Origin of the sequence: Streptomyces aureoversilis, assembly GCF_042657885.1 — a bacterium.
GTDB lineage: Bacteria > Actinomycetota > Actinomycetes > Streptomycetales > Streptomycetaceae > Streptomyces > Streptomyces aureoversilis.
In genome coordinates, this window is the sequence record NZ_JBHSKJ010000005.1 from 22,217 (window position 1) to 35,758 (window position 13,542).

14 protein-coding genes are annotated in these 13,542 nt (G+C 71.1%); 5 read left to right on the forward strand and 9 right to left on the reverse strand.

Annotated features, from left to right (window positions below; translation table 11 throughout):
* Window positions 1-3 precede the first annotated feature (3 nt).
* Together cseB and cseC are read left to right on the forward strand one after the other, a co-directional pair.
* Window positions 4-711 (forward strand): two-component system response regulator CseB, encoded by a 708-nt coding sequence (gene cseB, locus ACFPP6_RS10085; RefSeq protein WP_382039289.1) that lies wholly within the window; start codon window positions 4-6, stop codon window positions 709-711.
* 90 nt (window positions 712-801) lie between these two features.
* The gene (gene cseC / locus ACFPP6_RS10090) at window positions 802-2,103 is read left to right on the forward strand and encodes a two-component system sensor histidine kinase CseC (RefSeq protein ID WP_382039290.1); all 1,302 of its coding nucleotides are present in this window, start codon (window positions 802-804) and stop codon (window positions 2,101-2,103) included.
* 44 nt (window positions 2,104-2,147) lie between these two features.
* Here cseC and ACFPP6_RS10095 read toward each other — a convergent pair whose 3' ends face one another.
* Together ACFPP6_RS10095 and ACFPP6_RS10100 are read right to left on the reverse strand one after the other, a co-directional pair.
* A complete protein-coding gene (locus ACFPP6_RS10095; protein ID WP_382039292.1) occupies window positions 2,148-2,609 on the reverse strand; it encodes a VOC family protein in 462 nt (153 codons plus the stop codon).
* Window positions 2,610-2,729: 120 nt separating this feature from the next.
* Complete coding sequence (locus ACFPP6_RS10100; RefSeq protein WP_382039294.1) at window positions 2,730-3,485, reverse strand: M23 family metallopeptidase; 756 nt, start codon at window positions 3,483-3,485, stop codon at window positions 2,730-2,732.
* 353 nt (window positions 3,486-3,838) lie between these two features.
* On the opposite strand from ACFPP6_RS10100, the gene ACFPP6_RS10105 reads away from it, so the two are divergent.
* Together ACFPP6_RS10105 and ACFPP6_RS10110 are read left to right on the forward strand one after the other, a co-directional pair.
* Window positions 3,839-4,177 (forward strand): trypco2 family protein, encoded by a 339-nt coding sequence (locus ACFPP6_RS10105; RefSeq protein ID WP_058045643.1) that lies wholly within the window; start codon window positions 3,839-3,841, stop codon window positions 4,175-4,177.
* Window positions 4,178-4,227: 50 nt separating this feature from the next.
* Window positions 4,228-6,438 carry an NACHT domain-containing protein gene (locus ACFPP6_RS10110; RefSeq protein WP_382039297.1) on the forward strand — a complete coding sequence of 737 codons (2,211 nt, stop codon included), beginning with the start codon at window positions 4,228-4,230 and terminating at the stop codon, window positions 6,436-6,438.
* An 84-nt stretch (window positions 6,439-6,522) separates the two neighbouring features.
* On the opposite strand, the gene ACFPP6_RS10115 is transcribed toward ACFPP6_RS10110, so the two are convergent.
* Window positions 6,523-9,048, reverse strand: coding sequence for an ATP-dependent Clp protease ATP-binding subunit (locus ACFPP6_RS10115; RefSeq protein WP_058045641.1), 2,526 nt, complete (start codon window positions 9,046-9,048; stop codon window positions 6,523-6,525).
* A gap of 499 nt (window positions 9,049-9,547) precedes the next feature.
* Between ACFPP6_RS10115 and ACFPP6_RS10120 the strand changes: the two genes are divergently transcribed.
* Window positions 9,548-10,225: an SCO3374 family protein gene (locus ACFPP6_RS10120; protein WP_382039299.1), complete on the forward strand. Its 678-nt coding sequence runs from the start codon at window positions 9,548-9,550 to the stop codon at window positions 10,223-10,225.
* Here the strand turns inward: ACFPP6_RS10120 and ACFPP6_RS10125 are convergent.
* The 6 genes from ACFPP6_RS10125 to ACFPP6_RS10150 all read right to left on the reverse strand — a co-directional run bounded on the left by ACFPP6_RS10125 (window position 10,156) and on the right by ACFPP6_RS10150 (window position 13,469).
* On the reverse strand, window positions 10,156-10,494 hold the full coding sequence (locus tag ACFPP6_RS10125) for a histone-like nucleoid-structuring protein Lsr2 (RefSeq protein WP_058045639.1): 339 nt from the start codon (window positions 10,492-10,494) through the stop codon (window positions 10,156-10,158). The genes ACFPP6_RS10120 and ACFPP6_RS10125 overlap by 70 nt on opposite strands.
* 160 nt (window positions 10,495-10,654) lie before the next feature.
* Window positions 10,655-11,173: an amino-acid N-acetyltransferase gene (locus ACFPP6_RS10130; RefSeq protein WP_058045638.1), complete on the reverse strand. Its 519-nt coding sequence runs from the start codon at window positions 11,171-11,173 to the stop codon at window positions 10,655-10,657.
* Between the two features lie 9 nt (window positions 11,174-11,182).
* Window positions 11,183-11,578, reverse strand: a complete 396-nt coding sequence (locus ACFPP6_RS10135) for a BlaI/MecI/CopY family transcriptional regulator (protein WP_382039301.1) — start codon at window positions 11,576-11,578, stop codon at window positions 11,183-11,185.
* A 164-nt stretch (window positions 11,579-11,742) separates the two neighbouring features.
* Window positions 11,743-11,922, reverse strand: a complete 180-nt coding sequence (locus tag ACFPP6_RS10140; RefSeq protein WP_168095598.1) for a hypothetical protein — start codon at window positions 11,920-11,922, stop codon at window positions 11,743-11,745.
* Window positions 11,923-11,998: 76 nt separating this feature from the next.
* The gene (locus ACFPP6_RS10145) at window positions 11,999-12,730 is read right to left on the reverse strand and encodes a hypothetical protein (protein WP_382039303.1); all 732 of its coding nucleotides are present in this window, start codon (window positions 12,728-12,730) and stop codon (window positions 11,999-12,001) included.
* A 100-nt stretch (window positions 12,731-12,830) separates the two neighbouring features.
* Window positions 12,831-13,469 carry a hypothetical protein gene (locus tag ACFPP6_RS10150; protein ID WP_382039305.1) on the reverse strand — a complete coding sequence of 213 codons (639 nt, stop codon included), beginning with the start codon at window positions 13,467-13,469 and terminating at the stop codon, window positions 12,831-12,833.
* Window positions 13,470-13,542 lie beyond the last annotated feature (73 nt).

Here is a 13,542-nt window from a genome sequence, read left to right on the forward strand (position 1 = left end):
AGCGTGGCCGATACGCATGTGCTCTTCGTGGAGGACGACGACGTCATCCGTGAGGCGACCCAGCTGGCACTGGAGCGCGACGGCTTCGAGGTGACCGCGGTGCCGGACGGGCTGCTGGGGCTGGAGAAGTTCCGCGCCCGCAAGCCCGACATCGCGCTGCTCGACGTCATGGTCCCGGGCCTGGACGGGGTGAGCCTCTGCCGCCGGATCCGTGACGAGTCGACCGTTCCCGTGATCATGCTGTCGGCGCGCGCGGACTCCATCGACGTCGTCCTGGGCCTGGAGGCCGGGGCCGACGACTACGTCACCAAGCCCTTCGACGGCGCCGTGCTCGTCGCCCGCATACGGGCCGTGCTGCGCCGCTTCGGGCACGCCAGCGGCCCGAACGGCGCCGCCGGGGCCGACACCCCGGAGGAGCTGGAGGGCGGCGTGCTGCGCTTCGGCGACCTGGAGGTCGACACGGAGGGCATGGAGGTCCGCAAGGGCGGCGCGCCCGTCGCGCTGACCCCGACCGAGATGCGGCTGCTGCTGGAGTTCTCCGCCGCGCCCGGCACGGTGCTCTCCCGCGACCGGCTGCTGGAGCGGGTGTGGGACTACGGCTGGGGCGGCGACACCCGGGTCGTCGACGTCCACGTGCAGCGGCTGCGCGGCAAGATCGGCCAGGACCGGATCGAGACGGTCCGCGGCTTCGGCTACAAGCTCAGAGGGTGACGAGGGTGACCACCCCATGGTGATCAGCCCCGTGGTGCCCCGCCCTGCGGCGATCCGCCCCACGGCGATCCGCCCGGCGGAGACCGGCTCGTGGTGAAGCTCGCCCTCCGCTCCGGTCTGCGCTGGAAGGTCAGCCTCGCCATCGCGGGCGTCAGCGCGCTGGTCGCGGTGGCGCTCAGCCTCGTCGTGCACAACGCCGCCCGCCTGTCGATGCTCGACAACAGCCGCGACGTCATGGACGAGCGCGTACAGATCGCCCAGCGGTACTACGAGAACACCGGCCGGCTGATGCTGCACGCCAAGCTCGACGATCCCACGCTGCCCAAGCCGCTGCGCGACGCCGCCGCCATCGGCCAGCGCGCCACGTTCCTGCAGGACTCCGGCGGCAAGGGCTCGCCCGAGGTCTGGGCCTCGGTGCCGGTCCGCAACGGCAAGATCCTCTCGATCCACACCCGGTTCAAGGACCGGTTCTCCATCATCGACGCGCTCGACAAGGCGCTGATCATCGGCTCGGTCTCCGTCGTGCTCGGCGGCTGCGCGCTCGGCATCCTCATCGGCGACCAGCTCTCCCGCCGGCTGCGCAAGGCCGCGACGGCCGCCCGCAAGCTCGCCGACGGCGACTCCGAGGTGCGCGTGCGGGAGGCCATCGGCGGCCGCGTCCGCGACGAGACCGACGACCTGGCCCGCGCCGTCGACGGCATGGCCGAGGCGCTCCAGCGCCGCCTGGAGGCCGAGCGGCGCGTCACCGCCGACATCGCCCACGAGCTGCGCACCCCCGTCACCGGCCTGCTCACCGCCGCCGAGCTGCTGCCGCCGGGCCGGCCCACCGAGCTCGTCCGCGACCGCGCCCAGGCCATGCGCACGCTCGTCGAGGACGTCCTGGAGGTCGCCCGGCTGGACGGCTTCGCCGAGCGCGCCGAGATGCAGGAGATCCTGCTGGGCGAGTTCGTCGAGCGCCGGGTCCGCACGTTCGAGCCCCGGGCCCGCGTACGGGTCGCCCGCGACGCCTACGTCTCCACGGACCCGCGCCGCCTGGAGCGCATCATCGGCAACCTCCTGGCCAATGCCGCCAAGCACGGCAAGGCCCCGTTCGACGTCACCGTCGAGGGGCGCGTCCTGCGCGTGCGCGACCACGGGCCCGGCTTCCCCGAGGAGCTGCTCCAGGACGGGCCGAGCCGGTTCCGCACGGGCAGCAAGGACCGTGCGGGCAAGGGCCACGGCCTGGGCCTGACCATCGCCGCCGGACAGGCCCGGGTGCTGGGCGCACGCCTGTCCTTCCGCAACGCCGACCCGGAGGTCGAGGGCGGCACGGGGGCCATCGCGGTGCTGTGGCTGCCGGAGTCGGCGCCGACGAGCACGGGGACGTTCCCGATCATCCAGGTGCCGGACTAGCGCGCCCGCCGGGCCTCACGAGCGCGTCACGGGCGTCGGCGGCGTCACATCGGGTCGACGCACTCGCCCCAGGCCTTGTCGAGGTCCAGCTGCTCGTTGCGCTGCGTCAGCGAGAACCAGTTGCCGGAGTCGTCGCGCAGGATCGCCTCCGTGCCGTACGGCCGCTCCTGGGGCTCCTGCAGGAACTCCACGCCCCTGGCCTTGAGCGTCTCGTAGTCGCGGTGGATGTCGTCGGTGCTCAGCACCCCCGCACCCAGCGCGCCCTTGGACACCAGCTTCTTCATGGCCTCCGCCGACTCGGGGTCGAGCCCGGGCGGGCCGGGGACCATCAGCGTCAGCTCGACGTCCGGCTGGTCCTCGGCACCCACCGTGAGCCAGCGCATTCCCTCCTCGCCGCCCATGGTCATATCGGTGCGGACCTTGAGGCCGAGCTTCTCCGTGTAGAAATCCTTCGCCCGGTCCTGGTCGAGGACCCAGACGGTGGTGATGGCAATTCCCTTGATCATGACGCGCTCCGATCACCGGCTTTTGCGCTGCATTACCACCGTAAAAGCAGGAGCCGGTGCACCGCGTGTCGCGGTGCACCGGCTCCGGGTGGATCCGATGGATCAGGTGGATCCGATGGATCAGAGGGACCCGCCGTGGGCCTTCAGGAAGCCGACCGGCTCGACGGCGGAGCCGTAGTTCGGGGTGGTGCGGATCTCGAAGTGCAGGTGGGGGCCGGACGAATTGCCGGTGGAGCCCGACAGGCCGATGACCTGGCCGGTGCTGACGCTCTGGCCGACCGAGACCTTCACCTGCGAGAGGTGGGCGTACTGGGAGTACGTGTTGTCGTCGTGCTTGATCACGATGGCGTTGCCGTACGCGGGGCCGTCGCCGCCACCGTTCGGGCCGGCCTTGACGACGGTGCCGCCGTGGACGGACATGACGGGCGTGCCGCTGCCGACGACCAGGTCCTGGCCGCTGTGCTTGGCGGCCCACATCTTGCCGGCCTTGCCGAACGGCTGGCCGACCTGGTACTCGGCCAGGGGGGCGACCCAGGCGTCGGCGCGGTTACGGGAGGCCTCGGCCTGCTTGCGGGCCTCCTCGGCGCGCTTGGCCGCGTCCCGCTTGGCCTGCTCGGCGTTCCGCTTGGCCTCCTCGGCGTTCCGCTTCTCCTTCTCCGCCACCTTCAGCTGCGTCTCGGCCTGCTTGTGCAGCGAGTCGTCCAGCATCGCGAGGGACGCGAAGGCCGGGAACTCGCTCACCGAGGCGGTGGTGTCGGCTGCGAGCGCGACCCCGGAACCCAGCGCGACCGAGGCTCCCAGGCCGGCTGCCACGACGGCGACGCGGGTACGGAGAACGGTCTTGCTCGGGTTACGGAAAGCGGTGCGCTTCGACATACGGATAAACCTCCAGGCATAAACAGGTCCCGGCTGCGGACCGGGATCGCCATACCTTGGTAACCCGCTTTCGCCGGGCTGCCAAGGACGGCCTCTACTAACGAATGCCGTAGCGACGGGGAGGTAATTCATGCCGCCCTGACCAGGGATTCCCTGTGTTTTTCCGGGGAAATGTGGGGCGGTCCGACTGCTAATTCCCTTAGTACGTGACCCACGCCCTATGGCAGGTGTCACCGCCGAAGGACATTCGGCCTCCCCGGTTCCGGGACCAAAGTCCCGGCCGCGGCGGTACGCTCCCCGTCAGCGGCCGCGCACGCAGCGCAGCGGCCGCCGGGACCGGGGGTGGAGCAGCGATGAGCAGCGGGTTCGAGGAAGTGGAGCTGGCGGATGCCGTCCAGGCGGTGCGGGAGGGTCTGACCTCGGCGGCGGCCCGGGGCGCGGGCCAGGACCTGGCCTTCGACGTGGGCGAGATCGCCATGGAGTTCACCGTCGAGATCCGCAAGGACGCCAAGGGCTCGGGCGGGGTGAAGGCCTGGGTGGTCAGCGCGGACGCGGAGGCGTCGCGCGGCTCGACCCGTACCCACAAGGTCTCCTTCACCCTGACGCCGAGGGACACGCGCACGGGCGGCAGCTGGCGCGTGGGCAACGAGCGGCCGGGCGGGGTGTCGCGGTTCGGGTCCTCCGGGCAGTAGCGGTGGATGGCCGGGCGAGAACGCCGATCCCGTCGGTCGAGGACCGGCTGGTGGCGGTGCTGGGCGCGCGGCAGGGCAGCGGGGTGCTGCTGACGCCGGAGCTGGTGCTGACGAGCGCACATTTGTTCGAGCCCGGTGACGGGGTCGAGGTCGCCGCACCGGGCGGCTACGGGCCCGTTCCCTGTGACGTCGCCTGGTCGGGCGACCCGGATGCGTGCGACGTGGCGCTCCTCGTGGCACGAAGGCCCGTGCTGCCCCTCAGGCTCGCGCCGCTCCGCGGGCTCCCACCGCCGCTGCGGTGGGGCAAGTGCGCCGGCTGGCAGCCCATGCCGCGCTGCCAGGTCCTGGGCTTCCCCCAGGTCCAGCGGTACGGGCCCGGCGAGCTGGAGGCCGCACAGATCCCCGGCACCCTGATGCCCCTGTCGGGCCGGATGCGCGGCCGGTACGTCCTGCACGCCGACCACCATCCCCCGGCGCCCGTCCCGGACGGCTCGCCCTGGGCCGGCCTGTCGGGCGGGCCGGTGTTCGCGGGCCCGCTGCTGATCGGCATCGCGAGCGGGGACCCGCTGGGCTGGCAGCACTCGTCCATCGAGTCGGTGCCGCTGACCGCCGTGATCGACGACCCCGGCTTCCGGAAGGCCCTGCTGGAGCACTGGCCCGACCCGCCGGAGTTCGAGGAGATCTCCTCCGCCTATCCCGAGGACCTGGCCTACGAGCCCGCGTACGCGAAAGCGGTCAAGGCCGCGTACAGCAGGCTGGAGATCTTCGGCCTGGACGAGCTGAGCTCGGGCGACTGGGACCTGGACACGGCCTACCTGAGCCTGGAGGCCCAGTCCTCGTCCGCGGCGCGGCCGGGCACGCCGGAGCCCCGGGGGCGGATCGAGGACCTCCTCGGCTCGCGCCCCCGGACCGTCCTGCGGGGCGAGGCGGGCGCGGGCAAGACGACCCTCGTGTGGTGGCTGGCCTCCCACGCCGTGTGCCGCACCCTGCCCGCGCAGCTGGCCGAGCTCGACGGGCTGATCCCCTTCGTGGTCCCCATGCGCAGCCTCGCCGCCCGGGGCATCACCTCTCCCACCCCGTCCCAGCTCCCCAAGATCGCCCGCCTGCCGGTCGACAGACCGCCCGACGGCTGGGCGGGGCGCGTCCTGGACGCGGGCCGCGGGCTGCTCCTGGTGGACGGGATGGACGAGATCCCGCAGGCCGACCGCGAGCTGGCCCGCAAGTGGCTCGCCGGGCTCCTGCGGATGTATCCGCGAACGCGCTGCCTGGTCACCGTGCGCCCCCTGGCCGTCGGCAGCGACTGGCTGGAGCAGGAGGGCTTCGAAGAGCTCCGGCTGCTCCCCCTGGGCGACGAGGACATCCAGTCGTTCACCGGCGCGTGGCACAGGGCCGCCCGGCTGGAATGCGACAGATACGCGGACGAGTACTGGGCGAAACGCCAGCGCAAACGACTTGATGCGCTCGAACAGGAGCTCGACCGGGAATTCCGGCGCAACGACGTACTCCGCGATCTGGCGCGGACACCACTGCTGTGCGCCGTCATCTGCGCCCTGCACCGGCAGCGCAACGGATTCCTCCCGGAGACCCGCTGGGACCTCTACAGCGCCGCGCTGAACCTGATGCTGGCGTCCCGCGACATCCACCGCCGCATTCATCAGCCGGAAGGCATTGAACTCACGGCGGACGAAGGCCGTCAGCTGTTGCAGCGCATCGCCCTCTGGCTGGTCCGCAACGGCCGCGCCGAGCTCACGCGCGCGCAGGCCGTCGGCCGGCTCGAAGATGCCCTGCGGGGCCTGCGCCGCGTACGGGCACAGGGCACGGCCCACGCCGTTCTGACGCACCTGCTCAACCGCAGCGGGCTGCTCCAGGAACGCTCACCGGATGCGATCCAGTTCGTTCACCGCACCTTCCAGGACTACCTGGCGGCGAAGGAACTCCAGGAGAGCGACTCCCTGGACGAATTGCTGCGCCACGCGGCGGAGGAACAGTGGCAGGACGTGCTCCGGCTGGCCGTCGGCCACTGCAGCCGGAGCGAGGAGCAGCGGCTGATCGCGGGGCTGACGGCGACGGCGGACAAGGCCCCGGACCGGGAGACGGAGTGGCCCTTGCGCGCACTGGCGGCCCATTGCGCGCTGAATGCCCGGTACATCGAGGACGAGCAGTACAAGCAGGTGTGGAAAGGCCTGAGGAGACTCCTTCCGGCCCGCAACGAGAGGGAGCTGCATGCCCTCGGCTGGGACGTCGTCGCAGCCCTCCACTGAAACGCGCTGAAAAGCGGGGCGGCCCCGGAACCGTGAGGTTCCGGGGCCGCCCCGCTGTCGCGGAATGAGCTGAGCCAAGAGCGCTTACGCGTCCTTGGACAGGTTCGGACCCGCCCCGCCCGCAGCCGACTCGATCGGCGGGGTGTCCGGCAGGGCCGACTTCTCCTCGCCGCGGAAGGTGAACTTCTTCTCCTCACCCTCGCCCTCGGTGCCGACGACCACGATGTGGCCGGGGCGCAGCTCGCCGAAGAGGATCTTCTCCGAGAGGATGTCCTCGATCTCGCGCTGGATCGTGCGGCGCAGCGGGCGGGCGCCCAGGATCGGGTCGTAGCCCTTCTTCGCCAGGAGCGACTTGGCCTCGGAGCTGAGCTCGATGCCCATGTCGCGGTCCTTGAGCCGCTCGTCCACCTTGGCGACCATGAGGTCGACGATCTGGATGATGTCTTCCTCGGTGAGCTGGTGGAAGACCACCGTGTCGTCGACACGGTTGAGGAACTCGGGCCGGAAGTGCTGCTTGAGCTCCTCGTTGACCTTGGCCTTCATGCGCTCGTAGCCGGTCTTGACGTCGCCCTGGGCGGCGAAGCCCAGGTTGAAGCCCTTGGAGATGTCCCGGGTGCCGAGGTTCGTCGTCATGATGATGACGGTGTTCTTGAAGTCCACGACCCGGCCCTGGGAGTCGGTCAGGCGACCGTCCTCCAGGATCTGCAGGAGCGAGTTGAAGATGTCCGGGTGGGCCTTCTCGACCTCGTCGAACAGGACCACCGAGAACGGCTTGCGGCGGACCTTCTCCGTCAGCTGGCCGCCCTCTTCGTAGCCCACGTAGCCGGGGGGCGAGCCGAAGAGGCGCGAGACGGTGTGCTTCTCGCTGAACTCCGACATGTCGAGGGAGATCAGGGCGTCCTCGTCGCCGAAGAGGAACTCGGCGAGGGTCTTGGACAGCTCGGTCTTACCGACACCCGAGGGGCCGGCGAAGATGAACGATCCGCCCGGGCGCTTGGGGTCCTTGAGGCCCGCACGGGTGCGCCGGATGGCCTGGGAGAGCGCCTTGATGGCGTCCTTCTGGCCGATGACGCGCTTGTGCAGCTCGTCCTCCATGCGCAGCAGACGGGAGGACTCCTCCTCCGTCAGCTTGAAGACCGGGATGCCGGTGGCCGTGGCGAGGACCTCGGCGATCAGCTCGCCGTCGACCTCGGCGACGACGTCCATGTCGCCGGCCTTCCACTCCTTCTCCCGCTTGGTCTTCGCGGCGAGGAGCTGCTTCTCCTTGTCGCGCAGGGAGGCGGCCTTCTCGAAGTCCTGCGAGTCGATCGCGGACTCCTTCTCCCGGCGCACGTCGGCGATCTTCTCGTCGAACTCGCGGAGGTCCGGCGGCGCGGTCATCCGGCGGATGCGCATCCGGGAGCCGGCCTCGTCGATCAGGTCGATCGCCTTGTCCGGCAGGAAGCGGTCGGAGATGTAGCGGTCGGCGAGCGTGGCGGCCTGGACCAGCGCCTCGTCCGTGATGGAGACGCGGTGGTGGGCCTCGTAGCGGTCGCGCAGACCCTTGAGGATCTCGATGGTGTGCGGCAGCGAGGGCTCGGCGACCTGGATGGGCTGGAAGCGGCGCTCGAGGGCGGCGTCCTTCTCCAGGTGCTTGCGGTACTCGTCGAGCGTGGTGGCACCGATGGTCTGCAGCTCGCCGCGGGCCAGCATCGGCTTGAGGATGCTGGCGGCGTCGATCGCGCCCTCGGCGGCGCCCGCACCCACCAGGGTGTGGAGCTCGTCGATGAACAGGATGATGTCGCCGCGGGTGCGGATCTCCTTGAGGACCTTCTTCAGGCGCTCCTCGAAGTCACCGCGGTAGCGGGAGCCGGCGACCAGGGCGCCGAGGTCGAGGGTGTAGAGGTGCTTGTCCTTGAGGGTCTCGGGCACCTCGCCCTTGACGATGGCCTGGGCCAGGCCCTCGACGACGGCGGTCTTGCCGACGCCGGGCTCGCCGATGAGCACCGGGTTGTTCTTCGTACGGCGGGACAGGACCTGCATGACCCGCTCGATCTCCTTCTCGCGCCCGATGACCGGGTCGAGCTTGGATTCGCGGGCGGCCTGCGTCAGGTTGCGGCCGAACTGGTCCAGGACGAGCGAGGTCGAGGGCGTGCCCTCGGCCGGGCCGCCGGCCGTGGCGGCTTCCTTGCCCTGGTAGCCGGAGAGCAGCTGGATGACCTGCTGCCGGACTCGGTTGAGATCGGCGCCCAGCTTCACGAGGACCTGGGCGGCGACGCCCTCGCCCTCGCGGATCAGGCCGAGCAGGATGTGCTCGGTGCCGATGTAGTTGTGGCCGAGCTGAAGGGCCTCGCGGAGCGAGAGCTCCAGGACCTTCTTCGCACGGGGGGTGAAGGGGATGTGCCCGGACGGGGCCTGCTGGCCCTGGCCGATGATCTCCTCCACCTGCTGGCGGACCGCCTCGAGCGAAATCCCGAGGCTCTCCAGGGCCTTAGCGGCGACACCCTCACCCTCGTGGATCAGGCCCAGGAGGATGTGCTCGGTGCCGATGTAGTTGTGGTTGAGCATCCGGGCTTCTTCCTGAGCCAGGACGACAACCCGCCGCGCACGGTCGGTGAACCTCTCGAACATCGTTAATCGCTCCTCAGAGCGGTCAGGCAAGTAGGGGTCGGTCCCCTCCCTGTCCTTCCGCATGCTAGTCCCGCGGGACGGGACAGCTCATTCCAACTGCCGACATCCGTCCGGATCACCCCGCGTCGGCGGGGAAACCTGCTGCCGAACAGCCGACATCTCCTCCAACCCGATGGTGGGAGACGATGTTCCCGCAGGCCAGGCATATACGCTCGCCGTCACTACGCCGACGGCGAACGCGAGCCCGGCCCGACACGCCCGCCCATCGCCCGCCGCCACCCTTGATGACGCGCTCCGCGCGGTGTCGCACCGCCTCTTCCCATGGGGAACCTCTTACCCGCAAGGATTGACAGTCCATGCGGCGCGGGCACCGTCCATCCGCTACGGGCGAACACCCTCACGCCGCCCGGAGCGCCTGTGCGCCCCCCACTCCTTATACGGAGTGTGCCCAACTACCCACCCAGAGTAACCTCTTGGCGGTTTCACAGTTGCACCGCACATGACCGTTGCCCTCCCGCGCCCCGGCGGTCCCGCAGATCAATGGTGCCAGGCGCGTCGGTGGTACGAGCACGAGCTGGGCTGGCCGACCTCCGGCGCGGCACCCCTGGAGCTGCTGACCGGCTTCCGCTTCGACGTCCTGGACCTTCCCCTGGACGCCGGCTCCGCCGTGCTCGGCCGCCCGGTGCGCACCGGTCCCGTCGCCCTCGACGTCCGGACGCGGAGGGTGTGGTTCCTGGTCGCCGCGGGCAGCGCGGACGAGCTGCCGGAGCTGCTCGACTGGCTGGAGTGGGGCGCGGTGCCCCTGGACCTGGCCGTGCTGGGGCAGGGCGGGCGGATCGCCGCGCCGGTGCCCGTCGGCCCGGGCCACGGGCGCCTCGGGGCGCTCGGCCCGGGAAAGCCGGACAAGCCGGGGAGGGCCGTGTGGGTACGGCCTCCCGCACCGGGGAGCCCCGGGGGCGGGGTCGAGCCGTCACTGCCGGTGACCGGCCTCGGGGGCGAGGGGGACGCCCCCGATCTCGCACGGCTCGTGGGCGCGGCGGCCACGGAGGTCCACCGGGCCCGGTTGCTGCGCGCCCGCAGGGCACGCTCGCAGGGGCCGGCGGAAGATCAGCCGTTGGCCTTCTCGTACGCCTCACGGATGTCGGCGGGCACGCGGCCGCGGTCGTTGACGCTGTAGCCGTTCTTCTTGGCCCAGGCGCGGATCTTCGCGGTGTCCGGGCTGCCGGCAGCGGCGGCGGCGCGCACCTTGCCGCGAGCGCCCGCGGCACGGCCGCCGGTGCGGCGCCCGCTGCGGGTGTACGGCTCCAGCAGGCCGCGGAGCTTGTCAGCGTTGGCCGTGGTGAGGTCGATCTCGTACGTCTTCCCGTCCAGGGCGAACGTCACGGTCTCGTCGGCCTCGCCACCGTCGAGGTCATCGACAAGAAGGACCTGAACCTTCTGCGCCACGGGGAATCCTTTCAGTGGAAAATGGGATTACGGAGGAATAGCAAACCGCCTTTCCCGGAAAAACACAAACCCCCCGGGAAGGTTCAGCCCGCCTTCCGCGTGGGAACCATCCCTTCCGGAGGCATGTGATAGGGGCGCGATTCGGACATAGGGACCGCGATCACAGATGCAGAAGCATCCGGCTGTTGCCAAGGGTGTTCGGCTTCACCCGTTCGAGACCCAGGAACTCGGCGACGCCCTCGTCATAGGAACGCAGCAGCTCGCTGTAGACATCACCGTCCACGGGTGTCTCACCGATCTCCACGAAGCCGTGCTTCGCGAAGAAGTCCACTTCGAAGGTGAGGCAGAAAATGCGCCGCACGCCGAGCCAGCGCGCCGTCTGCAGCAGCTTGCCCAGTACGGCGTGGCCCACCCCGCCGCCCTTGACGTCCGGGTCCACCGCGAGAGTGCGCACCTCGGCCAGGTCTTCCCACATCACGTGCAGGGCCCCGCAGCCGATGACACTGCCGTCCTCGTCCCGCTCCGCCACCCAGAACTCCTGGATGTCCTCGTAAAGAGTGACGGTGGCTTTGTCGAGGAGGATGCGGTCACGAACGTACGTGTTGATGAGACGGCGCAGCGCCGGCACATCGCTGGTCCGGGCACGGCGGACGGTGACGACTTTTGATAGCGCGGGCATGCCCGGACGCTATCGCCCCGGGGTCCCGGTGCCGTCGCCGGGCCCGTCGAGTTGCACGACCCGGATGGCGTCCCGCAGGGCTTCGCGTTGTTCGGCCGACATCATGCCGAAGAAGGCGACGAGAGCGGCCGCGGGGTTGTCGCTCACGGACCACGCTTCGTTCATCAGTGCGGCTGAGTAGGCGGCCCGGTTCGAGACCGCCTCATATCGATAGGCGCGGCCTTCCGCTTCCCTGCGCAGCCAGCCCTTCTGATACAGGTTGTCCATTACGGTCATGACCGTGGTGTAGGCGATGGACCGTTCCTGTTGAAGGTCTTCCAGCACTTCTCGAACAGTGACCGGCCGGTTCCACTCCCACACGCGCGTCATGACGGCGTCTTCCAGATCACCCAGGCGTCTGACCACACGCGAATAATAGTGGGAGATGTCTGGAATGACGCTTTATCGGGGCGGCAAAGGGGCGGCAAAAAGGGCGCACGGCCGAGAAATGCGGTCTCGAACCGTACGCCCGTGAGCACCCGCGCCCGCCGGGGGCGCGTCCGGCGGCCGTCGCGCCGCGCGGAGGCGTGTCAGGCGGCGCTGCCCTTGCCGGCCTGCTGGGCGGCCTCGGCCCGGGCCAGGGCCGCGTCGACCAGGGCGTCCTCCTTGGCCTTGTTCGCACCGCCCTGGCTCTTGATGATCGTCACGACCAGGGCGGTGAAGGCGATCGCCATCACGACGGGCGGCACCAGCGCGGCGACATAGTCCATGGCCGTCGGCTCCTTCTGGGTCTGGCTTGCGCGGATTGAGCGACCCGTCCAGATTACGCGCGCCCCGGAAGGCCGCTCAGGCGGGTCGGGCGTGCGGCGCCTCGCCCGCCGGGGGCGGCGTGGGCTTGCGCCGGGGCGGGAAGACCTCGCCCGGCGTGGGGATCGGCCGGTCCGGGCGCGGCCCGGACGGCTGCTTGGCGGGATCCGTGCCGGGCTTGCCCGGGGGCTTCTCCCCCGGCTGCTTGCGGCCCGGCTTCTGTCCGGGGCCCGCCGGGCCGTCGGCGGTGGGCGGCAGGCCGCCGGGCAGGGCGAGCAGCGGAGTGCGGCGCAGCCGGATGCGCGCCGCGGGCACCGCGCAGGCCACGCGGTCGGCCGCCGCGGCGGGCCCGGCCGGGCCCGCGACGAGCTCGCAGCGGCGCAGCAGGGCCCGGTAGCCGGCCGTGGCGGGCCCTGCCGAGGGGGTCGAGCACAGGGCCCGGAGAGCGTCGAGGTCCTCCGGGCGCGGCCGGTAGCCCGCCGCGAGGGCGTCCTGGAGGCGCTCGGCGTAGCCGGAGGCGGCGCCGGGGAGGGCGGCGCGGTAGCGGGCGAGGTCGGCGAGGAGGAAGGCGCGCAGCCTTCCGCTCTCCAGCACGGCCTCGTCCACGGCCGCGGCGAGCCGGTGGCAGTCGCGCGCCTCCGCGGCGCGCTCGGGGCCGGGGCGCCCGGGGACGGCGTGGGGATGGAGGGCGATGGCGAGGGCTCGGCGCAGCACGCGCAGTTCGTCCGCGCTGAACGCCATGCCGCCGCGTGATCCATAGGGCGTGGGCATGCGCCGACTTTAAGTGCTAAACGGACAATTTTCGCCTAGCTGGAGATTTACGGCGTGGCACGGGCCGGTCACCCTCGGAAATCCGCGGGCGTCCGCGGGGTCAGCGCCGCTTGCGGCGGGTGACCCCGAGCGCGATGGCGCCCGCCGAGACGGCGGTGCCGGAGGTGGTGGCCAGCAGCAGGGTGCTGTTGGTGGCCGGTTCGGCGTACGGCGCGGGCATCCGGTCCACGACCTCGACGCGGATCGGCGCCGAGTCGTTGCCGGGGTCCGGGTCGGCGGACGGCTCGCCGTCGCGGTCGAGGATCCGGACCCGGCCCTCGGCGCCGTCGACCTTCTCGTCGATGCGGACCCGGAAGCCGAGCGTCTCCCGCTCCCCGGCGGTGAAGTTCTCCCCGATGGAACAGATGTACGAACCAGGCTCCGCGGACGGGCCCGGCTTCGCGACGCAGGGCTGCCGGATGCCGCTGTGCGGGGCCGCGACGATCGTCGTGCCGGGCGGCGGCGTCACCTCGTACGTGCCGGCGCCGTGCCCGGGCAGCCCGCCGGCCGGGCCGGGGCCGCCGTTCCTGACCCCCAGCTCGACCTCGACGGTCTCGCCGACCTGCCCGACGACCGGATGGGCGATGGCCTGGTAGTCGGCGCGGGGCGCCGCTCCGGCCCGCGCCGGGCCGGCGCACAGCCCCAGCCCGGCCGCCAGCGCCGCGGCGGGGACCACCGCCCACCGCATTGTCCGCTTCATTCCCCATACACCCCATGGCCGTCGGATACGGAATCAGGTTCCGCAGCTGACAGGACAGTTGAAACGGACGGTT